This is a genomic window from Spiroplasma endosymbiont of Amphimallon solstitiale, assembly GCF_964030965.1.
Taxonomy (GTDB): Bacteria; Bacillota_I; Bacilli_A; order Mycoplasmatales; family VBWQ01; genus Spiroplasma_E.
Map to the genome: position 1 here is coordinate 766,097 of NZ_OZ034999.1, position 26,132 is coordinate 792,228.

Sequence of the window (26,132 nt, forward strand, 5' to 3'; positions counted from 1 at the left end):
ATAAGTCCTATCCTATTCACTCTTAACTAAAATTATTATTTAAATTTATATTATGAAAATCAAAAAACTAATTCTTTAAAAAAGTTCATAATTTTCAATAAAAAAGTTTATTTTAAATACCATTGTTGCTTTCTTTTGTATCAAAATTTTCCTTTAATTTTGTAGAAAAGTAGTGGTATTAGTAAAATTAGCAAAAATATATTTTTATATGGTATTTTTAATATTAAAGAGGTGATTTTAAATGAATAAAAATACAGTAAAAGAAATTTTAAATAATTTGTCTGATAAAGATTTTATTGAGATTTTTAGAGAAAATAAAACTAGAATTAAACAAATTGAGAAAAAAGAAAAATTTGAAGCAGTCGAACAAAAATTCAAAGAGAAAGGGATTCAATGTCCAGATTGTAGTTCTTTTTTGTGTACTAAATATGGTAGTAAAGATTATAAGCAAAGATATAAATGTAAAAGTTGTAATATTACTTTTCATGCTTTTAAAAATCATTATTTTTATTGAAGTCATTTATCTCATGATCAATGAGATTTATTGATACAAATAGCTACTTTAGGTCAATCTGCTTACATTATTTCTCAATTTATTAATACTACAAATAAAACTTTTAATTATGTAGAAAAGTATGGATGACCAAAAATTATTCATCAATTTACACTTAAAATATTATTTTTAATTAAAAATTTGTTAAAAGTAACATTATTTAGTGTAAAAATTCTCTAAAAATAACACTTTATCATGTATCATTACTTTTCTACAAAATTAAAGAATAAAACTGCCTGATTTAATCGTCAAAAATTTATGAAATCAACACAATTAGTAAAAACACAAAATCAATTTGTAAAATTAAAAGCTAGAATTGAAGTTGACGAAACTTTTATCAAAGAAATTCATAAAGGAAACTTTAAAGATCCAAATGATCCAAGAAAACAATGAATTGAAGAAAATGCTAAAGATTTAAATCGTTGTATTCAAATGGCAATTGATGAAAACCGAAATATCTATGCTCAAACAACAAATACTAAAAGATTAAATAAAAAATGAGTACAAGAAAACTTAACATCGAAACTTATCGAAGAAAATTCAATTATAGTTTGTGATATGCAAGTATTATATGATACAGTAGCTAAACAAACTAAATCCACTATCCAGCAGTTTAAATCAAAAGAAAATAAAGAATTAAATTATAAAAAATTAAGTAATGTCAGTAAAATACAATCAAGTTTAAAAGAATTTATTACTCATTACCATGGTATTGGATTTACCAATATTCAAAATTACCTCAATTTATGGAAATGAAAATATCAACACTACGGATTAACCCCTTATCAAAAATCCAATGTGTTATATTTCAGTTTGTAAAAAAATAAATCCCAAAATTTAATAAAATCAAATTTTAAGTCAAGTTGATGACTTTTTTTATTTTACCACTACTTTTCTACAAAATTAAAAAAATTTTCTGATATTGATGATATATCAGTATCAATAACATCAGTTTTTAAATCAATCACTAAATTATTACCACCAGCAATAATATCATCAGCAACTACTTTGCCAGTTCCTTCATTTACCTTGCTAAGATTAATGTCACTTGCTTTAATCACTAATCATTTTTCTTTTTTCGTTAATATATTAATAAAAGATGTTGCTGGTGATAAGAAAGTTTTAATAATACTAATACTTTTACTTTTAGGAACTTTTATTACTTTATTACCTTTTGTTGTTCGTGAAGTTTGTTCAATAGTATTGAATAACATTCGTTTAATTGTTCCAACTGATGTTAACATTGCATAAATATCATTACTATTACCACAAGCCATTCCTACCACTTCATCTTCTTCAGAATTAATTTTCAAAGCTTTAACACCTGTTGCAGTTTTAGTTAATAATGGAACTTTCGTTTCTAAATATTTTAAAGTCATACCCTTGCGAGTACTAATAACAATAAAATCATGACCGGTACTACTATTAACACTAATAACACTATCGTTCTCTTTTAACTTAACATATTTGGCGGTTTTATTAAATCTAGTAGTTGCTAACTCTAAAAGTGGCATTCTTTTAATTAAACCATATCTAGTAGCGACTACTATATTTACATTTGGCTGTTCAAAACTATTAACTTGCGCAACACTAATAATTTTTTCATTTCCTTCAAGTTTACATAACTTATTAACATGAATACCATTATCTTTCCATTTATTTTCTTCTAATTTAAAAATTGGTATTAAAAAATAATTACCTTTATTTGTAAAAAATAATAAATTATTAAAATTATTGAACATTGCTCCACCAATAATAACATCATTTGGCTTACGTCCAAAATCTTGATTATCAAGATTTTGTAAAAATACTTTACTACTTATTACCTTAATTCAACCATCATAACTAATACTAACAAATACATTTTCTTGTCGCAATGTTGCTTTTTCATCAATTGTAATTTCAGAAATTTCACCTTGAATTTGTGATTTTCTTAATCCAGAAAAATGAGAATTAATTTGTTCTAACTCAGTAATAATAACTTGACGTAGTGAATTTTCATTATTAAGAATTTCTTGTAAAACAATAATTTTACTTTCAATATCTGCTTTTTCTAAAACTAATGATTGAATATCAGTAGCAGTTAAACGATACAAACGCAATTGTACAATTGCTTCTGCTTGAATATCAGTAAAATTAAAAGCTGATATTAAATTTAATTTTGCTTGCATACGGTCAGTTGATGTTCTAATAATTTTAATTACTTTATCAACTTCACTTAATGCAATAACTAAACCATTAACAATCTCTAATCTTCGTTCTAATTGTGTTAAGTCATATTGTGAACGCTTAGTAACAACATCAATTTGATGATTAATATAAAAATCTAACATATTAATTAAACTCATTTGTACTGGTTTTTTGTTAGCAATTGCTACTAAATTAAAGTTATAATAAATTTGTAAATTGGTATTTTTAAATAAATAATTTAAAATTTCTTGCGGTTTACTATCTTCTACTAAATCAATAACTATTCGTAAACCAAAACGATCCGTTTCATCACGTACTTCTTTAATACCATGAATTTTTGCTAATGTTTTAACATCATCAATTTTTTTAATCAAATCTTGTTTAATAACTTCAAATGGAATTTCGGTAATAATTATTTGTGGAATTTCACCTTCATTATTAACATGAGTTTTAGCACGAATTGCAATTCGTCCTTTACCAGAACGATAAGCTTCTTTAATACCTTTAATACCTTGAATAATTCCTCCGGTTGGAAAGTCAGGACCCTTAATAACACGCATTAATTCGCTTAAATTACATTGTGGATTATTAATTCTCATGACAATTGCATTAATTACTTCTTGTAAATTATGAGGTGGAATATTAGTTGCCATTCCAACAGCAATTCCAGAAGCACCATTTACTAATAAATTTGGAAAATAGGCAGGTAAAACTGTTGGTTCTGTTTCTGATTCATCAAAATTTTTAATTAAACTAACAGTATTTTTCTTAATATCCTTCAATAATAATTCTGAAATTAATGATAAACGCGCTTCTGTATATCGCATCGCAGCAGGATTATCACCATCAATTGAACCTTTATTACCATGCATTTGTACTAATGGTCATGCTACCTTTCACTCTTGTGCCATTCTACACATCGCAGCATAAACCGCTGTATCACCATGAGGATGATATTTACCAATTACTTCTCCAACAACACGAGCTGCTTTTTTATATGCTTTATCATTGGTTAAACCCAAATCATTCATAGCATGCAAAATTCGACGTTGAACTGGTTTCAAACCATCACGGACATCGGGCAATGCTCGTTCTAAAATAATATATTTGGCATATCGACCAAAACGTTCTGCAACAATATCATCAATAGGATAAGATAAAATTTGTTCATTATTTTGTTGAATCTCTTCTTTACTATTCATAACTTATAAACTCCTTTTTCTTAATAATCACTAGCTTCAAAAGAAATATTTTCTTCAATTCATTTTCGTCTTTTTTCTGGTTTATCACCCATTAATATTTGAATTTCTGTTTCTGCTGATAGAGCATCCTCAATAGTAATTTTAATTAATTGACGGACATTTGGATCCATAGTTGTTTCTCATAATTGTTCAGCATTCATTTCTCCTAAACCTTTATAACGTTGCAGGTCATATTTACCTTTAATTGTTTCAACTTTATCTTTTAATTCTAAATCATTTCAAACATATACATGTTTCTCTTGCTCTTCTTCTTTAAAAGAAATTTTAAATAAAGGCGGTAATGCAATATAAATATTACCCGAAGTAATTAAATCTCGCATATAACGATAGAAAAAAGTTAGTAATAAAATTTGAATATGGGCACCATCAGTATCGGCATCAGTCATAATAATGACTTTATTATAATTACAATTTTCAATACTAAATTCGTTACCAACACCAGCACCAATCGCATTAATAATCATACTAATTTCCTCATTATTAAAAAGATCAATTACTTTAGTTTTTTCGGCATTAATTACTTTTCCTTTTAACGGTAATATCGCTTGGAACTTACGATCACGACCTGACTTGGCACTGCCACCAGCGGAATCTCCTTCCACTAAAAATAATTCATTAATATTAGGATTTTTACTTTGTGCAGGCACCAATTTACCTACTAAAAATTTTTGCGTATCTTTACTTTTATTACGCAATGATTCACGTTCTTTTCTTAAAGCATTACGAATATCACGAGCCTTAATGGCTTTATCAATAATTTTTTTAGCAGCATCACTATTTTCGTAAAGTCAAAATGAAAATCTTTCATTAACAATATTATCAACAACAATTCTTGCTTCGGGCGTTCCTAATTTACCTTTTGTTTGACCTTCATATTGAATTAAATTTTCAGGAATACGCAACGAAACAATAGCAACCAAACCTTCTCGCAAATCATTACCTTCTAAATTTTTATCTTTTGCTTTTAATAATTCTTGTTTTCTTGCATATTCATTAATAGCTTTCGTTAAACCACTTTTAAAACCAACTAAATGACTTCCACCATCAACAGTTTTAACATTATTGGCAAACCCTACTAACGTTTCACTATAATCTTCCGTATATTGTAATACAATTTCAACGTCAATATTATTTTGTTTACCTTTTAAACTAACAATTGGTGATAAATTTTTTTTATCTTTATTTAAATATTGCATGAAAGCAACTAAGCCATTTTCATAATGAAAAGTTTCTTCAGTACCTGTCCTCTTATCAATTAATTGAATACTTAAATCATTAATTAAAAAAGCACTTTCACGTAAATGTTGTTCAAATAAATGAACATTTCAATCACAACCTAGAAAAACACGATGAAAATCAGGTAAAAATTGTACCCTAGTTCCTGATTTATAAGTGCTACCAATCACTTTTAAACTTTGATCAATCTTACCACCATTTTTAAATTTAATTTCATGAATTTTTTTATCACGATGAATAGTAACAATCATTCAATTACTTAAAGCATTTACTACTGAAGCACCAACACCATGTAAACCACCCGAGGTTTTATAACTATTAGTGTCAAATTTTCCACCAGCATGTAAAACCGTATAAATAACTTCGGGAGTACTTTTTTTTGAAGCATGCATACCAGTTGGAACACCACGACCATTGTCTTCAACAGTAACTGACTTATCAACATTAATAGTAACAACAATACTAGTACAAAAGCCAGCTAATGCTTCATCAATACCATTATCAACAATTTCTCAAACTAGATGATGAAGACCACGATTATCAGTAGAACCAATATACATTCCAGGTCTTTTTCTAACTGCTTCTAGACCTTCTAAAATTTGAATTGATGATTCATTATAAACACTGCTTTTTGGTTTATTTGCCATGAAAAAAACTCCTTACTACAATTTATTTCATTTTCATTTTATCATATATTTATTTATTTAAAGATAATGTCGATAAAAGAACTAAATCAATTTTATAATTTAAAGTTAAAGGTTTCTATACAAAATTTAATATAATACATTTAAAATAAATATTTATCTAATAATTTTTAATTATTCCTGAATTGTAAAATTAAAAAGGACACTTACCTGAATTGTAAATATAAATGGGACAGTTTTTTAAAATAATTGTATTAAATCTATTGGTCTTTTATAAGATAGTGATTTTCTGGGTGTAGAATTAATTTGAAATGCTATAGTATTTAAATCTTTTTGTTTATATGAAGATAGATCTGTAGATTTTGGTAAATATCTTCTTAAAATACCATTATTATTTTCATTTAAACCTCTTTGACAAGGTTTACCAGGATCTGCAAAATAAATCTTAACATTACAATTTTTTTCGATTAATTTTCATTTACTAAATTCTTTACCACGATCAAAAGTAATAGTTTTAACTGTTCCTTTTTGTAACTTTGAAATAAATTTTATTATACTTTTTGTAATATTTTCTGATTTATTATTTTTAGTTGCTAAAGGAATTGTGGTTTTTGATCATATATCAGCTAAAGTAATAATAGAACTTTTATGATCTTTACCAATGATAGTATCACCCTCTAAATGACCAAATTCTTCTATATTTTTAATATTAGGAATGATTAAATTTCTTTCATGAATAGACTTACAATTATTAATTCTGCCCCTAGTTTCTTTTTGTTTGTGAGGTTTATTTTTTCCTTTTCTCAATAAGTTATTTTCATCAAAACCCATTCGATTTGTTTTAAACATGTTATATAAAGTTTTTGTTGAAATACTTTTTATTTTATTTTCCTTTAAAAAATTAGCAATTATATCAAGAGCATAATTTTTAGTAATTAACAAATGATTAATAGTATTAATTTCTATTAAAGTTAAAATTATTAATTTTCTACCTGCATTTTGTTTATTTTTTTGAATTTTATTCAATATTTCTAATGGTAATAAGTTTTGATTTAATAATCTACAAACTCTATGTACAGTTGATTTACTATAATCAATGGCTTTTGCTATTTTACGAATCGAAAATCCATAACTTTTATATTCTTTTATTGCTATTATTGATTCAATAGTCAGATACTTATACATTGTGCTAATTCCTTTCTTTTCTTAATTATAGAATTAACACAATTTAATTTTTATATAAGTGTCCTTTTTAATTTTACAATTCAGGTTTTACTGACAAATAATGGTGCTGATGTTAATTATTTAACTATAAATAATTTTAGTGCTTTAACACTAGCCGCCTGAAATGGACACTTAAATATCGTTAAAACTTTACTAGAAAATGATGCTAATATCAATCATGCTAATATATTTGGTAATACTGCTTTATTATTAGCTGCTGAAAATAATCATATTGAAATAGTTAATACACTAATAGAAAATAACGCTAATATTAATCATGAAAATAATGGTAATGAAACTGCTTTAATCTTAGCTGCTAAAAATGGACACTTAAATATTGTTAATAGCTTAATAATGCAACATAATATTAATATTAATCATGAAAATATAGAAGGTTACACTGCTTTCAAGTGAGCCGCTAGAAACGGATATTTAGATATAGCTAATGTTATAATAGCGCATAATGCTAATGCTGCTGATCATACAAATCAAATAAATAATAATGCTTTAGTATGAAGCGCGCGAAATGGTTATCTAAATATAGTTAATAGTTTAATAGTACATAATACCAATATTAATTATGTAAATGAAAAAGGTGATACAGCTTTAATATGAAGTACTTGAAAAGGTTATTTGGAAATAGTTAACACTTTACTAGCAAAAAATGTTAATGTTAATTATTCAGATCAATCCTTTAATTTTGTAGAAAAGTAATGATACATGATAAAGTGTTATTTTTAGAGAATTTTTACACTAAATAATGTTACTTTTAACAAATTTTTAATTAAAAATAATATTTTAAGTGTAAATTGATGAATAATTTTTGGTCATCCATACTTTTCTACATAATTAAAAGATCAATCTGGTTACAGTCCTTTAATGATAGCTGCTGAAAATGGTTTTTTAGAAATTACTAATGCTTTAATAAAAAAGGGCGCCAATGTTAATCATACAAATCAAGTTGGTGATACGGCTTTAATCTTAGCTGCTGAAAATGGTTTTTTAAAAATTGTTAATAGTTTAATAGAAAATAACGCTAATCTTAATTATGCAAATCAAAATGGTAATACAACTTTAATGATGGCCAATAAAAATAACCATATAATAGCAAGAATAATCGAGCAACTAAATCAACTAAAAGCAGAAAATTTAATAAATGCTAAAGAAATGATACTAAACATTAATAATGTTTTAAATGAACAACTAAAAAAAACTAATGAAATAAAAGATAATCAAAATGATAATGAAATTTGAAAAAATAATCAAGAAGAAATTATTGAAATCATTGATAACTATGAACATAATTTAAATCAAAAACTTAAAAATATTAATTCAGAACTTAATAATCATTCTCTAAGAACCTGTTTAGAATCTTTTCGAAAATAATGTAAAATGATTATATATTTTAAAATAAGAGGTATATATGCATAAAAATTATCCAAGTCATGTCACCAAAGAACAATTTGAGAACATAAAATCAATTTTAGAAAATAGCAAAAAGAAAACAAAACCAAGAAGTTTAGATTTATATGAAGTATTTTGTGCAATTTTATATGTATTAAAAAGTGGTTGTCAATGAAGAATGCTACCAAAAAATTTTCCAAAATGACAAACTGTATATTATTATTTTCAAATTTGAAGTAAAAATAATGGTAAAGAACCTAGTGTATTGCAATTAATTTTAAAAAAAATTAGTTAAAAAAGTTCGTATCAATAATAATCGCAAAGAACAAACTAGTTTTTGTATAATTGATTCGCAAAGTGTTAAAAATACAGATACTACTGAAAATAAAGGTTATGATGCTGGTAAAAAGATTTCAGGCATAAAACGTCATATTGTTGTTGATTCTCAAGGTTTACCACATGCAATTTACATAACCACAGCAGAAAAAACCTTTAATTTTGTAGAAAAGTAATGATACATGATAAAGTGTTATTTTTAGAGAATTTTTACACTAAATAATGTTACTTTTAACAAATTTTTAATTAAAAATAATATTTTAAGTGTAAATTGATGAATAATTTTTGGTCATCCATACTTTTCTACATAATTAAAAGAAAAAACAGATCGTAATAGCGCTATAATAATGATTGAAAATGAAAAAGAAAATCTTTCTGCAGTTCAAAAAATAATAGTAGATGCTGGTTATACTGGTGAAAAATTTGCTTCTGAAATCAAAACAATCATAAATGCAAATGTTGAAGTGATAAAACGTAATGAATTACATACTTTTGTAGTATTACCAAAAAGATGAATTGTAGAACGAAGCTTTGCTTGATTAGAAAAATACAGAAGATTATGAAAAAATTGTGAAAGAAAACTAAATACTAGTTTACAAATGGTTGTTCTTTCATTTATTTCAGTTTTATTAAAAAGATTCTAAACAGGTTCTAAAAAAGATTTTATTAATATTCTAAAGTTTGGAAAAGAAAATTATTCATTATTACATATAGCAGTATTAAATGATTGACAAAAATTAGTAACTTATTTAATAAATGAATGACCAATTGATATTGATTATAAAGATAATTCGGAAAATTCGGCATGAAATCATGCTTGTATGTTATTACAATCAAAAAATACTTTGACTATTAAAAAGAACATCAATTAACTTATAAAAATAAAGTATTTATAAAACAATTAATTCCTTCATCTCCAAATTGAAATCCAATTGAAAAAAAAGAAATTAATAAAAATGCCAGTGAAAATAGAAAAAAATTATTGACGAGGCTTTTTAGAAATCTGTGTATCTTTGTTTTACAAAGTACTAGTTCAGATTAATTCTGTCTTCAAATTTTATCATAAAATGAGCAATTGCTGTATTTCAATTTTGAATAGGCAATGTTCATTTTTTTGTTATATTTTCAATTGCTAAATAAAATATTTTAAAAACTGACATATCATTAGGAAAAGCTTTTTTGTTTCTAATAACTTTTCGTAATTGACTATTAACAGATTCAATAGCATTTGTTGTATAAATTACTCTTTTGATTTCTGCAGGATAACTAATAAAAATCATCAAATTTTCTCAATTTTTATATCAAGATTTAGCAATTTGGGGATATTGTTTATTTCATTTACTTTCAAATGATTCTAAAGCTTGCATTGCTTGTTCTTCACTACATGCACTATAAATTGGTTTTAAATCTGTAACTAGAGTTTTTCGATGTTTGTATGAAACATATTTTAAACTATTTCGAATTTGATGAACAATGCATAATTGATGTTCTGTTTTAGGATAAACTGCTTGTATTGCTTCTGACATGCCTGTTAAATTATCACTACAAGCAATCAAAATATCATTTAAGCCTCGATTTTTCATTTCTGTGAAATTAGCTAATCAAAATTTAGCACCTTCATTTTCACTAATTCATAAGCCTAAAACATCTTTTTTACCTTCTAAATCAACTCCTAATGCTATATAAACTGATTTATTAATAATCCGTTTATCTTGTCGAACTTTAACTACTATACAATCAAAATAAACAATCGGATAAATGCTTTCTAATGGTCGATTTTGTCATGCTTTGACATCATCAATAACATCATCAGTAATTTGACTAATAACACTTTCACTAATATCAGCACCATGATATAACTCTTGTAACTGCATTCTAATGTCAGATAGAGTCATACCTTTTGCATATAGTGAAAGCACTTGTTGATCAAAACCATCAAATCTTCGCTGTCTTTTTGCAACTATTACAGGAGTAAAATCACTATTGCGATCTCTTGGTACATCAATCTCAATTTTACCTTGTTGAGTTATTAATTTTTTTGAACTTGTACCATTACGAGCATTTTCAGTATTACTATGTTGATTTTTTTCATATCCTAAATAATTTTGCATTTCAGAATTCAACATTTTTTCAACTAAACGTTTTGTTAATTCTTTATATAAACCCCCTTCTTTAAAAACTGTTGTTAAATCTTCAGTATTTTCTAATAATAAATCTACTGCTTTTGATATTGGATCATTATTATTAATATTTTGTTTTTTAGCCATCTGTAACTCACTCTTTCTAGTCATTTAATTATATTTACTAGAATTAATTAAACATAGTTATTTTTGTAAGTTACACAGATTACTAAACATTGCCTTATTGACTATTATATGCCAAAAGATAAAAATAGTATTGAGAGTTGAGAACATATTAGTAGTATCGATTTACAAATGCAAAATTCTTTCACAAATTAAAGCAATACGTTAAAATTTTTAATATCTTAAAACATTAAGATAATTTTTATCTAATTTTTGATATTTTTACATTAGTAACTTAGATAAATATCTTATTTACGTTATTATTTATTTCTTAATAATATATTATTCAAAACTATGTAATTCTTTTCATAGTTTTTCTAAAATTACTTTTGATTTAACTAATGATGAAAGTTCTGTTTTTGTAGCATTTTGCAATAATTGTCAAGTTGGAAATTGCTGTAATATTTTATTTTGTAATTGTAAACCAATTCCTGGCACTGATGATAAAACACTACTTATCATTGATTGACTTCGTTTTGCTTTATGATATTTAATTGCATAATTATGAACTTGATCTTGTAATTTACTCAAAAATAAAAAACAAGCATCAGTTTTAGGAATATTAATAATTTGCATTTTATCATTTATAATTTTATCAGTTTGATGTTTTTTATTTTTAACTAATCCAATAATAGGAATTGTTAAGTTTAATAATGTTAGTTGTTCTAATGTAGCACTAATTTGTGGTTTTCCACCATCAACAATAATTAAATCAGGAAGTGGCAATTTATTAATAACTAAGTGATGATATCTACGATAAATCATTTCACAAAAACGATGATAATCATCAACAATTTTTGGATCTAATAAAAATTTGCGATAATCATTAAAACTAGGATTACCATTCTTATAAACAATCATACCGCCAACACTAGCACTTTGTTGAAGATTAGAAACATCAAAAACCTCTAAATGATTTAAATTAGGAATTTTTAATCATTGTGATAATACTTTCATCATATTTAACGGCGCATTAAACTGATTAGTTTGTAAATAATTATTTCATGCATAAATGGCATTGGTTTTTGCCAATGTTAAAATATGTTCTTTTGTTCCTTTAATTGGATTAATAAATTTTATTTGTGGAAATAATAATTTTAATTGTTTTAAATCAATATTTGATGGTAAATATATTTCATTTGGCAATGTATTTTTACTATATAGTTGTTGACAATAATTACGAATTAAATCTTGAATTTCTAAGTAATTATTTTGAACTATTTGTTCATCTTTAGCTTGCAATTTACCATTACGATAAAATAAAGTAATTAAAACAACCATTTCATCTTCAATTAAAAAATTAATAAAATCGCGATTTCCATAATCTTGAAACTCAACAACTTGTTGTGATAAAAATAAATCTATTTTTGATAACAAAATTTTAATACGATTAGCATTTTCAAATTGTAAGTTTTCAACACTAATATTCATATTATTAATTAATATTTTTTTAACAGCAGTAACATTCCCTTTGAAAAATTGATCAATTTTACTAATCATATCTTCATAATAAGTAATAGGTACTGATTTAAAACAAGCGCCAGAACATTGCTGTAAATGATAATATAAACAAGGTTTACCAAGATTACCAGCACATTTTCGTAATGGAAAAATTCGTTCCAATAACTTTAAAATTTCACGCGCACCAGTACCATCGGGAAATGGTCCATAATAATGTCCCTCTTTTTTAGTAGCACTACGTACATAACGATATTGTGGATCACGATTATTAGTAATTTGAATATAAGGATATTTTTTATCATCTGCTAACAAAATATTATATTTAGGATGATGTTTTTTAATCAATGTTTGTTCTAAAATTAAAGCCTCTTTTTCATTAGATGTCGTAATGTATTCAACATCATGAATATCATTAACTAATAACATTGTTTTAAAATTACTGTCTTTATTTAAATATGAAGTTACTCGTTTTTTTAATGAATTAGCTTTACCAACATAAATCAAATTATTATGTATATCTTTAAATAAATAACATCCAGCAATATTAGGTAAAAGTTTAATTTTCATTTGTAGTAAAGATTTTTCTGCCATTAGTTCACCTAAATTTATTAACAAATTAAAAGATAATTTGATTTTAACATTAATATAATGTTTTATCCTAAAGTAAACTCTTAATTTTATTCATTATTAATTACTTATGATTCGTTATTAATAGTAGTTTCGTTATCATTCAGAATTTCACGATTTAAAATACTATCTTCTAAACTCTTTTTAACTACCAGAGTACCTTTGCTATTACTCATTACATCTTTTTGTTTTTCAGGGTCAATTTTACCAAAAGGAGTTAAATAACTATTTTCATTAAAATAAACAATAGGTGAAGAAGGTTTATTGATAATGTCACTATTATCATTTTGTTTTATTTCATTTTGTTTTATTTCATTTTGTTTTATTTCTGCTTTTTTTACTGGTGATATAGGTGGTTCCTTCTTTGATTCCTTATTAAAACTATTTTCTTTTCTAAAAGTTTTTTTAACTTGTTTATCAATTAATAATTTTTCTTTTTTTAACTTAATATGTTTTTGTTTTAAATCAGCATTTATTTTATTTTTTTGCTTTTTATTTTTATTATTAATAATAATTTGTTTAATAATTTGTTTCATTTTGCTAAAGAAAATAAAAGGTTTATTAAAAATAAATAAACAAGTTAAAGAAAAAATACTAATAAAGTTTGCAATTAAATTAGTAACAAAAAAACCATAATTAAAAATACCTATTAAAACATTACTAATAATGCCACCAGTAGAATATGTTGGAAAAAAGGTTTCAATACTAAAATCTTTAAAAGAAATTGGTGAAGCAAAAAAACCTAGATAATTATTTATAGCATTTGTATTTCATCATGTTTTAACGTATATTTCACTAATATTTAATAGGTTTAAATTATAATAACTAGTTCATAAATTATTCTTTCCTAAAATTATTAAAGTTAAAGTTTGTGTTGTCCAACAACTAATCACTAAAAATAAAAAATAAACAAAAATATACTTCAATTTAAATTGCATGCGATAACCAAAAGCTAAAGGAATAATCATTAAAAAAAGAAAGAAATAAACAGCATATTTCATTCATCCAAATAAAAAAGAAAAAAGAAAATCATCAAGTACTTTACCAATTATTGAAAATCTAGTTAAACTAACTATTAGGAAAAAGAAGATTACTAATAAGAAAAAAAGTAACCCAACTTCATCACCACGAGATTGAGATTTTGATATTTTAATGCCATTTTTAATCATAAGAACATCACCTCTTAACATTCTCCACAAAATAACTTATAAAAATAGTATAACATAATTGATATATGTAATATCTTTCTATAATCGATTTTTGATTTATTATTGCAAAAAAACAATAATATTTTTTTAATACTTTTATCATAAAAAATGTATTATTTACATTTCATATTCATTATTTTCTAGACTTTAAAAATTTAAAATAAATCATTTTTCTTATTTATATTTATTTAACAATTAATTTATATAATATTATATAATCATTGTAAACTTAATATAAGTTTTACCCGTTGCTTTATTTAAAGTAAAATGGGTTTTTATTTTCTAATTTTAAAGGGGACATAAACAATGTGGGGTTTTAATAAAAATAAAAAAGAAGAACAAGAAAGACAAAGAGAAGCCGAAAAACAAGCAGAACAACTAGGAAAAATTGAAAGAGACCAAGCTAGATTAAAAGCCGAAAGAGAAGAAAGAGAAAGAGAAGAAAAACAAAGAGAAGCCGAAAAACAAGCAGAACAACTACGAAAAATTGAAAGAGAAGAAAGACAAAAACAAAAAGAAGAACAAGAAAAAAAAGAAAAACAAAGAGAAGCCGAAAAACAAGCAGAACAACTACGAAAAATTGAAAGAGACCAAGCTAGATTAAAAGCCGAAAGAGAAGAAAGACAAAAACAAAAAGAAGAAAGAGAAAGAGAAGAAAAAAATAGAAAAGCTGAAGAAGAAAGCCAACGTGTAAAAGAAGCAAATGAATATATGAAAAAACAAAGAATAGAAAGAGAAGCAAAACGAGAAAAAATTTCTTTAATTTTGTAGAAAAGTAATGATACATGATAAAGTGTTATTTTTAGAGAATTTTTACACTAAATAATGTTACTTTTAACAAATTTTTAATTAAAAATAATATTTTAAGTGTAAATTGATGAATAATTTTTGGTCATCCATACTTTTCTACATAATTAAAAAAAATTTTTCAAGAAAAATTAAAAGAAGATCGAACTAAAGAATTAAGAGAACGTGCCAGAGCAGCTGAAGAAGATGAAAGACAAAAAAGAGAACGTGCAGAAGCAGAAAATGCAGCAAAAATAAAAGGTAAAGGACATTATAATCCATGAAATTTTTAAAGGCAATGTTTAGTAATCTGTGTAACTTACAAAAATAACTATGTTTAATTAATTCTAGTAAATATAATTAAATGACTAGAAAGAGTGAGTTACAGATGGCTAAAAAACAAAATATTAATAATAATGATCCAATATCAAAAGCAGTAGATTTATTATTAGAAAATACTGAAGATTTAACAACAGTTTTTAAAGAAGGGGGTTTATATAAAGAATTAACAAAACGTTTAGTTGAAAAAATGTTGAATTCTGAAATGCAAAATTATTTAGGATATGAAAAAAATCAACATAGTAATACTGAAAATGCTCGTAATGGTACAAGTTCAAAAAAATTAATAACTCAACAAGGTAAAATTGAGATTGATGTACCAAGAGATCGCAATAGTGATTTTACTCCTGTAATAGTTGCAAAAAGACAGCGAAGATTTGATGGTTTTGATCGGCAATGTTTAGTAATCTGTGTAACTTACAAAAATAACTATGTTTAATTAATTCTAGTAAATATAATTAAATGACTAGAAAGAGTGAGTTACAGATGGCTAAAAAACAAAATATTAATAATAATGATCCAATATCAAAAGCAGTAGATTTATTATTAGAAAATACTGAAGATTTAACAACAGTTTTTAAAGAAGGGGGTTTATATAAAGAATTAACAAAACGTTTAGTTGAAAAAATGTTGAATTCTGAAATGCAAAATTATTTAGGATATGAAAAAAATCAACATAGTAATACTGAAAATGCTCGTAATGGTACAAGTTCAAAAAAATTAATAACTCAACAAGGTAAAATTGAGATTGATGTACCAAGAGATCGCAATAGTGATTTTACTCCTGTAATAGTTGCAAAAAGACAGCGAAGATTTGATGGTTTTGATCAACAAGTGCTTTCACTATATGCAAAAGGTATGACTCTATCTGACATTAGAATGCAGTTACAAGAGTTATATCATGGTGCTGATATTAGTGAAAGTGTTATTAGTCAAATTACTGATGATGTTATTGATGATGTCAAAACATGACAAAATCGACCATTAGAAAGCATTTATCCGATTGTTTATTTTGATTGTATAGTAGTTAAAGTTCGACAAGATAAACGGATTATTAATAAATCAGTTTATATAGCATTAGGAGTTGATTTAGAAGGTAAAAAAGATGTTTTAGGCTTATGAATTAGTGAAAATGAAGGTGCTAAATTTTGATTAGCTAATTTCACAGAAATGAAAAATCGAGGCTTAAATGATATTTTGATTGCTTGTAGTGATAATTTAACAGGCATGTCAGAAGCAATACAAGCAGTTTATCCTAAAACAGAACATCAATTATGCATTGTTCATCAAATTCGAAATAGTTTAAAATATGTTTCATACAAACATCGAAAAACTCTAGTTACAGATTTAAAACCAATTTATAGTGCATGTAGTGAAGAACAAGCAATGCAAGCTTTAGAATCATTTGAAAGTAAATGAAATAAACAATATCCCCAAATTGCTAAATCTTGATATAAAAATTGAGAAAATTTGATGATTTTTATTAGTTATCCTGCAGAAATCAAACGAGTAATTTATACAACAAATGCTATTGAATCTGTTAATAGTCAATTACGAAAAGTTATTAGAAACAAAAAAGCTTTTCCTAATGATATGTCAGTTTTTAAAATATTTTATTTAGCAATTGAAAATATAACAAAAAAATGAACATTGCCTATTCAAAATTGAAATACAGCAATTGCTCATTTTATGATAAAATTTGAAGACAGAATTAATCTGAACTAGTACTTTGTAAAACAAAGATACACAGATTTCTAAAAAGCCTTTTTTTAAATTTTAAATTTTTCTATTAATTTATATAATGTAGTTTACAAAGTTATTAGATTTTTAATTAATAAAATAAAAAATTTCTTCAACCGAAACTAATATACCAGTTGAAGAAATTTTTTTATTACTTTCAAATTTTCCAGCAATAATTTTCATGTTTTTTTACTAAATGCACTATAAATTATTTTCAATAGTTTTTAGTATTTTTCTAAACTGGTTCTAATTTACTAAACATTATATAAATTTTAAAATTAGTTTAAATATGAAAAAATTATATAAGTTAAGGTTAATGATATTATCATTAACCTTAAATTTCATTAACAACTGTTAAAATCATAGGTAACTTACCAGTTTCTTTTTTAATATAATCTTGTAAATCATTTTTCATTTTAGTCTTAACTTCACTAAGACTAAAAGCATTATTAGTTTTATATTTTTCAATAACATTAATAATAATGTTTTGCAATTTTTTCAACATTTCTTCATTATTAGTTAAATAAACAACACCACGCATTTGTGCATCAATTAAAGAAACAATTTCTTTAGTTTTACGATTTATTGTCACTCCTGTAATTAAAATACCATCACGTTGTAATTGTTTTCTTTCACTAATAACAATTGAACCAATATCACCAACACCAATACCATCTACATATACATCACCAGTTTTTATTAAGTTATCTGTTGTTTTATTAGTAGCATTTTTATCATTAAAACGAAAAGGACGTGCAACATACTGTTTAACAAAATTATCAATTAATTTACCATTTTCAAAAGTAATAACTTCACCATTATCATGAATTAAAGCATTATTATGTAATACACCAGCATCAATGGCTGCTGCTTGTGCTGCTACAAAATCTTTATATAAACCTTTAACTGGTAAAAAATATTTTGGTTCAATAATATTAACCATTAACTTAATATCTTCATAAGAAGCATTTAAACTTCAAGCTTGTTTTTCTGATATATTAATAACTTTAACATCAGTACGTGCTAAGTCATCTAATAAGGCTGCATGAGCCAATTCATTTCCTGGAATTGGTGGAGTTGCTAAAATTATTGTATCTTGGGATTCAAGTTTTAAATAATCATCATTACCAATAGCAATTTTATTCATTCTAGTAAATAAACGTTCACCACTACCAGTAACAATAATTACTATATCTTTAGTGCCAATTGTTTGTGCTAAATTAATAATTTGTGATTTATCAATATTGAAAGCATTTAAATCATTAACTTTTAATAAAATATCATATAAAGTTGCACCATAAACTGCAATTTTACGTTTAGAGTCAGTTTCTTTAATAGCATTAAGAATTTCACTAACACGATATAAATCTTGATCATAACATGCAAGAATAACCCTTCCTAGTGCTTCTTTTAATACTGGCTCAATAATAGTTTGAATTTTATGCTTAGGAGCTGTAAAAGCTTTTCTATTGGCACATGTTGCTTCACTAATTAATAATAAAACATCATTCTTAGAAACACTAGCTAAATGTTGAATATCAGTAGTAAAATCACTACGATGTTCACCATCAAAAATATAATCACCCGTATAAACAATTGTTTCATTTAATTTAATATTTTCACCATTATTTACAGTTAGAACAAAACCTAAACTACCTGGAATTGAAGTAGTTGTTTTAAATGTTTTAACAACAACATTACCAAATGATACTTTTTGTTCAGGCTCAATAGTTTTAATTATAATTTCATTTTGATTAATAAAACGAAAACGTTCTAATTTCTGCTTAATCATAAAATCAGTTAGTTTACTAGTAAAGATTGGAACTTTATACTCGGGTTTTATTTTATTAAAATCTTTTAAAATATAAGGTAGTGCTCCAAAAGCATCATCAGATGGTTTTGAAATAAATATACCTTGAATACGATGTTTATTTTCTTTTAAATATGTATAATCTGGAATAATAATATCAATTCCTAAAATTTCTCTTTCTGGGAGTCTAATGCCGGCATCAAATACAAATATCTTATCATTTACTTCAACAACATATAAGTTTTTACCACGTTCATCTAATCCACCCAGAGCAAATACTTTTATCTTTGCCATGTTTTCACCAGTTTTCAACTTTCTTTATTTTTATTTTATAAAATTTAATATCTTAGAAGAACATAAAAATTAAAACTTTAACTTAAATTCCCAAGATGCTGCTATATTATGTTATTAGTATTTTAACACTAATTTAATAATAAAACTGTAATTAATTTTCATTAAAAATAGTTTCAAATTATTTATCAATAATTTCTAAGCTAAGCTTACTATTATCTTCAACTTTAATTACTCGAACTTTAATTATATCATTGATTTTAACGACATTATTTAAATTATCAATACGTTTATTAAATTTTTTTGAAAATTCTGAAATATGAATTAAACCATCAATCTTATCTTGTAAATTAACAAAAACACCAAAATTAACAATTTTTACAACTTTACTATCAAATTCAGAACCGATTTTAATTTGAACAGGATTAACAATACTTTCAATAATTTGTCAAGCTTTATCAATGGCTGATTGTTCATTATGATAAATCATCAATCGTCCATCATCTTCAATATCAATTTTAACATTATCACAGTCGGTAATAATTTTATTAATAACTTTCCCACCAACACCAATAATATCACGAATTTTATCAATTGGAATTAACTTTTGAATAATTTTTGGAGCATTAGGTGCCAATGTAGTTCTAGGTTTTTTAATTACTTCATTCATGTTTGCTAATACTTGTAATCTAGCAATTCTGGCTTTTTCCAAAGCTTGTGTAATAATATTAAAATCAATACCAGTAATTTTAATATCCATTTGTAAAGCACAAATACCATTAGCTGTTCCTGCCACTTTAAAATCCATATCACCTAAGTGATCTTCTAATCCTTGAATGTCAGTTAAAATTGTAAAATCTTTTTCTTCTTTAATTAAACCCATGGCAATACCAGCAATTGCAGCTCTAATCGGTACACCACCAGCCATTAATGTCATTGATGAAGCACAAATTGCTGCTTGTGAAGTTGAACCATTTGATGCTAATACTTCTGATACTAATCTAATTGTATAAGGAAAATCTTTTTCAAGAGGAATAATTTGTAATAATGCTTTTTCACCAAGGGCGCCATGACCAATCTCACGTCGTGAAGGAACACCCATTCTTCCGGTTTCACCAACAGAAAATGGAGGAAAATTATAATGATGAATAAAACGTTTATACTCTTCTTTACCTAATCCATCAATAATTTGATGTTCAGCAAGTGCACCCAAAGTTAAAACTGATAAAACTTGTGTTTCACCACGAGTAAACATTGCACTACCATGAACAATAGGTAAAACATCAATCATACTTGTTAATTTTCTAATATCATCAGCTTTTCGTCCATCAACTCGTACATTATTTTTTAAAATCATAGTACGCATTGCTTTTTGTAATAATTGATCAATACTTTTGCGTAAATTATGAATAGTTGTTTCTTCACCAACATTTAAAACTTCTTGATTAAATTTATTTTTAAAACTTTGAAATGTTTCTTCAACTAAATTTTTAATCAAGTTACTTCGACTTTTTTTATCAACAGTAGTACTAATTTTACTAATTTGTGATTGACAATTTGTTTCTACAAATTGTTCAATATTAACAGGAATTAGTGCTAACTGTGGCTCAAATTTATTTGGTTTTAATTTTTCAATGATACTTTCTTGAAAAATTATTAATTTAATAATATGTTCATGTGCAAATTTTAATGCTTTAATCATATCTTTTTCTAAAATATCATGACATCCTGCTTCAACCATATTGATGGCATCTTTTGTTCCACCAACAATTAATTCCATTTTTGAATTTAATAATTGCTCTTGTGTTGGATTAAGGACAAGTTCATCATTTATTTTACCAACAACAACAGTAGCACTAGGACCCTGAAATGGCAAACTACTTAATCCTAAAGCAAGTGAAGTACCAAAAGCTGCATTTACTCTAACATCACAAGCATCATCTAACGCAAAAACATTATTTACAACTTGCACTTCATTAACAAAACCTTTTGGAAATAATGGACGGATTGAACGATCAATTAATCTAGCACATAGTGTTGCATATTCACTAAGTCGACCTTCACGCTTTAAAAAGCCACCTGGAATCTTACCAACTGAATATAACTTTTCTTGAAAAACTATTTGTAATGGAAAAAAATCTTGATTATTAATAACTTCATTATAAGATACAGTTGTTAATACAACTGTATTTCCATAAGTAATTTTTACTGATTTTTCTGCTAAATTAGCCATTGTACCTAATTCAACAATTAATTCATATTTTCCTTCTTTAAAAAGGAATTTTTCTTTTAACATTATTTTACTCCTTAGCTTCCATTTTTTGTCGCAACTATGAGCATTATAGCATAATAAAATGTTAAAATAAGTTATAGAACAATTTTATTTTAGGAGGTCATAACTTATGTTTAAACATAAAATACAAAATGAAATTTCAATTTCAAATAAAGACTTTGATAAAATTAAAAATAAAGCTTTAATTATTGATGTTCGTGATGTTGCTGAATATCAAATTTTAAAAAAAATAACAAATGATAATGGTGAACTTAATATTGTTAATATTCCTTACTATGATTTGATTAAAAATCCTAGTAAATATATTGAAAGCAAAAATCAAGTGATTATAACTATTTGTAATGCAGGAAATCGTTCAACTGCTGCTGCACTAACACTCAGAGAATTGGGCTATACTAACACTTATGTTTTAATTAATGGTATTTATGGATATTACAAAAAATAACTTATTTCTCATTATTTAATTTAATAAGATCATTAATAGCAATACTTAAATTATTACAATAAGTTCCTAAGACTAAACTAACACTATCGTCTTGGTCTAAAATACCACGATTTTTAATTTTTTTAAGATTATTAAAATTAATTTTTGAATGATCAATAATCTCTACCTTAATTTTATTTGCTGTTGCTGTTGTCCCTTTAATATTATCAATTCCTCCTAAATCAACAATAAAATTTTGTAATTTAAATGGAAATTTTTGTGGTTTATTAATGGGTTTTAAACTACTTTCTTGTTGATTGCGTAATTTTTTAGCTGTACTAACATTTCATATTCAAATCCCAATACTAGCCACAGCAAATAACAATGCAATAACTAATAATACTATTTGTCAAATTGGCATGATTACCTTCCTTAATTAATATATTTTTAAATATTTTCTTAATCTTCTTGAATAAAAGCTTTTTTTACTTTAGCAAGTAAAGAATAATGATTAAGTCGATATTCTAAAACTTGTAACGTTAATTTTGATAATTTAATTGTTACCTTATCATTTAGTTTATCATTAAAATTAAAAGTATCAACAATTAATTTTCCAAAATCGCTCAATTTACTATCTTTTTGAATATTTTTCAAAGTAATTTCATGATTTTCATCCAAAATTAGTGGTGAATTTAAACTGCGATAACTATTATTAGCTACTGGAGCAATTTCATGAAATTGCATTAAGTTATGATTTGAAATTAAAACAGCACCACCAAGTGATTTCATTAAACCCGTCGAACCAGTTCTTGTTGCAATAACTAAACCAGAACCACGAAAGTTTTCAAATAATTGATTATTAATTAACACTTGACATGAAAGAGTTGTTGTTAAATTAACAAATTTAACTTCATTAATAGCATATAAAATCTTATTATTAATATTTACTTCTAATAATGAAAATTTATTTACTATTAAATTATTATCATTTTTATCAATTCACATTAATACTTTGTCAACTTCTGTGTTTAAAAAATTTTCATAAAAACCAAGATTACCACATTTAAAACTAACAAACTTAACAGTATTGAGTATATTATTATAATCATGAACAGCTTTTAAAAATGTTCCATCACCACCAATAATAAAAACAATATCTGGAAAAGAAGTATCTTCAAGTGCTTTAAGGGCCAATAACTTGGCCCTTAATTCCTTAGCTAATGATTGAGAATTCTCATATTTATTAGCAATAATTGTAAATTTATAATTTTTCATCATATATTCCAATCATATTTCAATTAAAATATTTCACAAGAATCTTCAAATTCGTTTTCAATAGAACCACGTAAAAATAATTCAATCTCATCTTCATTATAACCAATTTGAATACGTTGTTTATTTTCTTGAACAATAATTGGACGTTTTAAAACAGTTGGTGAAGTTTTAATTAAATCAAAAACTTGTAACATTGTTAACTTTTCAATATTAATAGCATGTGTTTTAATAAACTTTGCTCTTGTTGAAATAATATCACCAACACCATTTGGTACAAATCTTAATAATAATTTAATTTCAGTATCGGTCAATGGATTATGGATAATATTACGTTTAATATATGGAATTTTATGTTTATCAAAAAATTGAATAACTTTTTTTGAAGACAAACAACTTGGCGAAACATATATTTTAATCATGACAATACCCCTCTTTGCTTTTAGACTACATTTGATTTAAATACTCTTTTTTAAAATTAATATTTTTTTATCTTTAAAAGATAAAAGTTAATAAACTCTACATTACTATAATAATATATATTTCCACACTATCTTTGACCAAACTTAGAAAATAAGTACATGAAAGACCTTTTCCGCTATATCCTTCACCCACATATTATATCATATTATTTTTTGAAAAATAGATACTTTTATTCCTTAAATTTTATAAAAAAATTTAACATATATTTTACTGTCAAATTTTATTAATAATTTGAATTATAATATAATGAAATTATAAAATTAAATTTTCTTTATTTTAAAGTAAATAATTAAAAATAAATAATTTTTATGCATAAAAAAACAAGGAGTTAACTAAACATGCCTATTCAAAATAATAACAGTAAATATTTTAAAGAATTCATAACTGGAACTATAATTAGTTCCACCGGAATATTATTAACTAGTCTTAGTTTATCAACTATTTTATTTTTTTATGATAATACAAGAAATGGAAAATCAATAAAGGATAAATTAAATACTATTTTAAATCCAAATAATTTAGTAGTATGCATAATGGGTTCTGTATCTTTAATTCATAGTTTAAACATAACACAACTTGGTAATAAAAAAATAACAAATGCCACTAAAGGATTAATAGAAAATATGCTAGTATCATTTTCAAAATCTAAAAAAAGAACTCCTTTATTAGCAAATAATGATGTAACGAACATCAATAACTTTGAATTACAAAACCCAGTCAATAATATAAATAATAAAGTAACAATTAATACTTTATAAATATTTATCTTTTAAAGACAAATAAAAAAACTTAGTAAAAATACTAAGTCTTTTTATTTTATGAATAAAATTTAATTTAAATACCTTAATAAATTAAACTGATCTTATCATTTTAATTGATTCTGTTGTTATATCAATACCAGAATCGTTAGAATTACTCTTTTCTAAGAGTGGCTTTACTTTAGTAAATGGTTCTATTTCTGAAAGTTGTTTTTTTGTTTCAATTTCTACTTCTATCTTAAAATTATCTAAACTAGAATCTGAAATAGATGATTTATTTTCATTAATTTTTATTTTTAATTCACTTTCTCTTACTATTACTGTTTCTATATCTTTATCAAGTTTATCTAAACTAATGGCATTTAATGAATTTAATTTATCACTTTTTTCTTTTTGAAGTATTTCTAAATCAGTTAATGGTTGCGTATTTTCAATTGAAATATTTTTTAATTTTTCTCTTTGTTGTTTAATTTTTAGTATTGTATTTTCCTTTAATTTTGTAGAAAAGTAATGATACATGATAAAGTGTTATTTTTAAAGAATTTTTACACTAAATAATGTTACTTTTAACAAATTTTTAATTAAAAATAATATTTTAAGTGTAAATTGATGAATAATTTTTGGTCATCCATACTTTTCTACATAATTAAAAGTATTTTCTAATAAAAATCGTTTTTGACTATTAGTTACTTTTAAATCTTCTATTTCTTTAGTATTATTCTTTTTGTTTAATTGTGATTTTAATGAAAATCAATTTTCCTTTAATATATTTGTCTCTTTTTTATGTTTTAATATTTCATCAGACAAATCTTTTTTTTGTTTTATTTTGTTTGTATTTGCCATTCGTAACTCAGCAATTTCTTTATTTATACTACTTCGATTATCAGACACTTTATTTATTTTATTTTGAACACTTTTGTAACTACAAAAAATGCCAAAAGTTAATATTGCAATAACACGACGTCAAATACTATCTCTTCAATCTTGTAAAACTATAATATTTTGAAAAATATTTTCTGAATCTTTTAGTTTTAAACTAATATTTTCCTCATTACTTTTAATTTCTTTTTCTAAACAAGAAATTGAATTAGTTTTTGCATCTATATTGTCATTTAATGTTTTAATATTTAAATTTATTTCATCTATTTTTGTGATTAATTGTTCTTTAGAACTTTCATTATCATTCAAAATAGATTGTATTTGACCGTTATTTGCATCAATGTCTGTTGTTAATTGTTCCTTGTTTTTTTCTAATCTTTCAATTTCTAATTCAATTTCTGATTTTTGTTTTATTAATGCAATTAAATTTTTTAAACTTTGTAATTCCACTTTCAATTCTTCTTTTTTTAAAATTTCTTTTTTTAAATTTAATATTTTAGTTTTTTCTTCTTGTAATTTTGTCATATTTTCTTTTAATGCCTGAATTGTAAAATTAAAAAGGACACTTATATAAAAATTAAATTGTGTTAATTCTATAATTAAGAAAAG

21 protein-coding genes and 3 pseudogenes are annotated in these 26,132 nt (G+C 24.5%); 11 read left to right on the plus strand and 13 right to left on the minus strand.

The genetic code is table 4. From position 1 onward, the window contains the following. Positions 1-241: 241 nt before the first annotated feature. Positions 242-733, plus strand: a complete 492-nt coding sequence (locus AAHH39_RS04725; protein WP_342219037.1) for a transposase-like zinc-binding domain-containing protein — start codon at positions 242-244, stop codon at positions 731-733. A 15-nt stretch (positions 734-748) separates the two neighbouring features. Next, entirely contained in the window at positions 749-1,372 is a 624-nt protein-coding gene (locus tag AAHH39_RS04730; RefSeq protein WP_342219038.1) for a transposase, read from the plus strand. Between the two features lie 68 nt (positions 1,373-1,440). Here the strand turns inward: AAHH39_RS04730 and parC are convergent, their stop codons facing one another. From parC to AAHH39_RS04745, 3 genes are all read right to left on the minus strand, one after another. Then, positions 1,441-3,945, minus strand: a complete 2,505-nt coding sequence (gene parC / locus AAHH39_RS04735; RefSeq protein WP_342219039.1) for a DNA topoisomerase IV subunit A — start codon at positions 3,943-3,945, stop codon at positions 1,441-1,443. Between the two features lie 20 nt (positions 3,946-3,965). After that, the gene (gene parE, locus AAHH39_RS04740; RefSeq protein WP_342219040.1) at positions 3,966-5,888 is read right to left on the minus strand and encodes a DNA topoisomerase IV subunit B; all 1,923 of its coding nucleotides are present in this window, start codon (positions 5,886-5,888) and stop codon (positions 3,966-3,968) included. A gap of 237 nt (positions 5,889-6,125) precedes the next feature. Then, positions 6,126-7,070 carry an IS30 family transposase gene (locus AAHH39_RS04745; protein ID WP_342217458.1) on the minus strand — a complete coding sequence of 315 codons (945 nt, stop codon included), beginning with the start codon at positions 7,068-7,070 and terminating at the stop codon, positions 6,126-6,128. Here AAHH39_RS04745 and AAHH39_RS04750 point away from each other — a divergent pair. The 4 genes and pseudogenes from AAHH39_RS04750 to AAHH39_RS04765 form a co-directional block, all read left to right on the plus strand. Further along, positions 6,957-7,823: an ankyrin repeat domain-containing protein gene (locus AAHH39_RS04750; RefSeq protein WP_342219041.1), complete on the plus strand. Its 867-nt coding sequence runs from the start codon at positions 6,957-6,959 to the stop codon at positions 7,821-7,823. The two genes, AAHH39_RS04745 and AAHH39_RS04750, sit on opposite strands and share 114 nt — an antisense overlap. Positions 7,824-7,985: 162 nt before the next feature. After that, positions 7,986-8,495 carry an ankyrin repeat domain-containing protein gene (locus AAHH39_RS04755; protein WP_342219316.1) on the plus strand — a complete coding sequence of 170 codons (510 nt, stop codon included), beginning with the start codon at positions 7,986-7,988 and terminating at the stop codon, positions 8,493-8,495. Positions 8,496-8,532: 37 nt separating this feature from the next. After that, positions 8,533-9,004, plus strand: a pseudogene (locus AAHH39_RS04760) (IS5 family transposase); the annotation flags it as partial. 165 nt (positions 9,005-9,169) lie between these two features. After that, a pseudogene (locus tag AAHH39_RS04765) lies at positions 9,170-9,493 on the plus strand (transposase); the annotation flags it as partial. Positions 9,494-9,877: 384 nt separating this feature from the next. Here AAHH39_RS04765 and AAHH39_RS04770 read toward each other — a convergent pair. From AAHH39_RS04770 to AAHH39_RS04780, 3 genes are all read right to left on the minus strand, one after another. Then, a complete protein-coding gene (locus AAHH39_RS04770) occupies positions 9,878-11,116 on the minus strand; it encodes an IS256 family transposase (RefSeq protein WP_342219298.1) in 1,239 nt (412 codons plus the stop codon). A gap of 318 nt (positions 11,117-11,434) precedes the next feature. Beyond that, complete coding sequence (gene uvrC, locus AAHH39_RS04775; RefSeq protein WP_342219042.1) at positions 11,435-13,204, minus strand: excinuclease ABC subunit UvrC; 1,770 nt, start codon at positions 13,202-13,204, stop codon at positions 11,435-11,437. A 104-nt stretch (positions 13,205-13,308) separates the two neighbouring features. Beyond that, a complete protein-coding gene (locus AAHH39_RS04780) occupies positions 13,309-14,409 on the minus strand; it encodes a hypothetical protein (protein WP_342219043.1) in 1,101 nt (366 codons plus the stop codon). Between the two features lie 345 nt (positions 14,410-14,754). Here AAHH39_RS04780 and AAHH39_RS04785 point away from each other — a divergent pair, with 345 nt between their 5' ends. The 3 genes and pseudogenes from AAHH39_RS04785 to AAHH39_RS04795 all read left to right on the plus strand — a co-directional run bounded on the left by AAHH39_RS04785 (position 14,755) and on the right by AAHH39_RS04795 (position 17,298). Next, positions 14,755-15,219 (plus strand): hypothetical protein, encoded by a 465-nt coding sequence (locus AAHH39_RS04785; protein WP_342219044.1) that lies wholly within the window; start codon positions 14,755-14,757, stop codon positions 15,217-15,219. 403 nt (positions 15,220-15,622) lie between these two features. Beyond that, positions 15,623-15,976 (plus strand): annotated as a pseudogene (locus AAHH39_RS04790) (transposase); the annotation flags it as partial. An 83-nt stretch (positions 15,977-16,059) separates the two neighbouring features. Next, complete coding sequence (locus AAHH39_RS04795) at positions 16,060-17,298, plus strand: IS256 family transposase (RefSeq protein ID WP_342219300.1); 1,239 nt, start codon at positions 16,060-16,062, stop codon at positions 17,296-17,298. 349 nt (positions 17,299-17,647) lie between these two features. On the opposite strand, the gene AAHH39_RS04800 is transcribed toward AAHH39_RS04795, so the two are convergent. Next, positions 17,648-19,417: a ribonuclease J gene (locus tag AAHH39_RS04800; protein ID WP_342219046.1), complete on the minus strand. Its 1,770-nt coding sequence runs from the start codon at positions 19,415-19,417 to the stop codon at positions 17,648-17,650. Between the two features lie 178 nt (positions 19,418-19,595). Further along, a complete protein-coding gene (locus AAHH39_RS04805) occupies positions 19,596-21,710 on the minus strand; it encodes a polyribonucleotide nucleotidyltransferase (RefSeq protein ID WP_342219047.1) in 2,115 nt (704 codons plus the stop codon). A gap of 106 nt (positions 21,711-21,816) precedes the next feature. On the opposite strand from AAHH39_RS04805, the gene AAHH39_RS04810 reads away from it, so the two are divergent. After that, positions 21,817-22,152 carry a rhodanese-like domain-containing protein gene (locus tag AAHH39_RS04810; protein ID WP_281749170.1) on the plus strand — a complete coding sequence of 112 codons (336 nt, stop codon included), beginning with the start codon at positions 21,817-21,819 and terminating at the stop codon, positions 22,150-22,152. Between the two features lies 1 nt (position 22,153). On the opposite strand, the gene AAHH39_RS04815 is transcribed toward AAHH39_RS04810, so the two are convergent. The 3 genes from AAHH39_RS04815 to AAHH39_RS04825 are packed head-to-tail and all read right to left on the minus strand — an operon-like array spanning position 22,154 to position 23,825. Then, positions 22,154-22,552, minus strand: coding sequence for a hypothetical protein (locus AAHH39_RS04815; RefSeq protein ID WP_281749171.1), 399 nt, complete (start codon positions 22,550-22,552; stop codon positions 22,154-22,156). 38 nt (positions 22,553-22,590) lie between these two features. Beyond that, entirely contained in the window at positions 22,591-23,406 is an 816-nt protein-coding gene (locus AAHH39_RS04820) for an NAD(+)/NADH kinase (RefSeq protein ID WP_342219048.1), read from the minus strand. 23 nt (positions 23,407-23,429) lie between these two features. Then, entirely contained in the window at positions 23,430-23,825 is a 396-nt protein-coding gene (locus AAHH39_RS04825) for a Spx/MgsR family RNA polymerase-binding regulatory protein (RefSeq protein WP_174481244.1), read from the minus strand. Positions 23,826-24,224: 399 nt separating this feature from the next. Between AAHH39_RS04825 and AAHH39_RS04830 the strand changes: the two genes are divergently transcribed. Then, positions 24,225-24,644: a hypothetical protein gene (locus AAHH39_RS04830; RefSeq protein WP_342219049.1), complete on the plus strand. Its 420-nt coding sequence runs from the start codon at positions 24,225-24,227 to the stop codon at positions 24,642-24,644. A 93-nt stretch (positions 24,645-24,737) separates the two neighbouring features. Here AAHH39_RS04830 and AAHH39_RS04835 read toward each other — a convergent pair whose 3' ends face one another. Further along, the gene (locus AAHH39_RS04835) at positions 24,738-25,163 is read right to left on the minus strand and encodes a hypothetical protein (RefSeq protein ID WP_342219050.1); all 426 of its coding nucleotides are present in this window, start codon (positions 25,161-25,163) and stop codon (positions 24,738-24,740) included. Positions 25,164-25,178: 15 nt separating this feature from the next. Next, positions 25,179-26,048 (minus strand): hypothetical protein, encoded by an 870-nt coding sequence (locus AAHH39_RS04840; RefSeq protein WP_342219051.1) that lies wholly within the window; start codon positions 26,046-26,048, stop codon positions 25,179-25,181. Positions 26,049-26,132 lie beyond the last annotated feature (84 nt).